Source organism: Paenibacillus sp. GXUN7292 (assembly GCF_050864975.1).
Classification (GTDB): Bacteria; Bacillota; Bacilli; order Paenibacillales; family Paenibacillaceae; genus Pristimantibacillus.
The window spans coordinates 1-685 of sequence record NZ_JBOZWO010000108.1; the positions used below are offsets into that span (position 1 = coordinate 1).

1 protein-coding gene is annotated in these 685 nt (G+C 46.0%); it reads left to right on the top strand.

Annotation, left to right across the window (positions count from 1 at the left end):
* A partial coding sequence (locus ACRRU2_RS28590) for a hemoblobin-interacting domain-containing protein (protein WP_432506841.1) occupies window positions 1-685 on the top strand: 685 nt, incomplete at both ends.

Here is a 685-nt window from a genome sequence, read left to right on the forward strand (position 1 = left end):
AGTGGGCGTAGATGAAGCCGCTATCGACGCTGCAAGCGCAAAAGTAGACCTTGTGGCGGATGGTGCAGAAAAGTCTGCCCTAAAAGAAGCTATAGAAATTGCTCAAGATTTACTTAGTCAAATATTGGCGCCACCGACTTTAACGGGAACAGTTCCAAATGTCAACACGGTGCGAATTACATTTTCTGATGATGCTGCGTGGAGAGACAAAATTACAGGGGTTTATCAAAATGGCAACTCCGTTCCCATCCACAGCTCTAGGGTGAACAGGTCTACCGCAGGAATGATTGAAATTAATCTTACTGGTGCTTCACTAACACCAGGAACGCATAAATTTCAAATCAAAGCCGAAGGGTATGCGGACGCTGAGGTTACTATTGAAGTGCCTGTACCATTAGCAGCGCCGGAATTAATGGGGACAGCTCCGAATGTTAATACGGTGCGAATTACATTTTCTGATGATGCTGCGTGGAGAGACAAAATTACAGGGGTTTATCAAAATGGCAACTCCGTTCCCATCCACGGCTCTAGGGTGAACAGATCTACCGCAGGAATAATTGAAATTAATCTTACTGGTGCTTCCCTAAGCCCAGGAACGCATAACTTTCTAATCAAAGCGGAAGGGTATGCGGACGCTGAGGTTACTATTGAAGTGCCCGTACCATTAGCAGCGCCGGTTTTAACG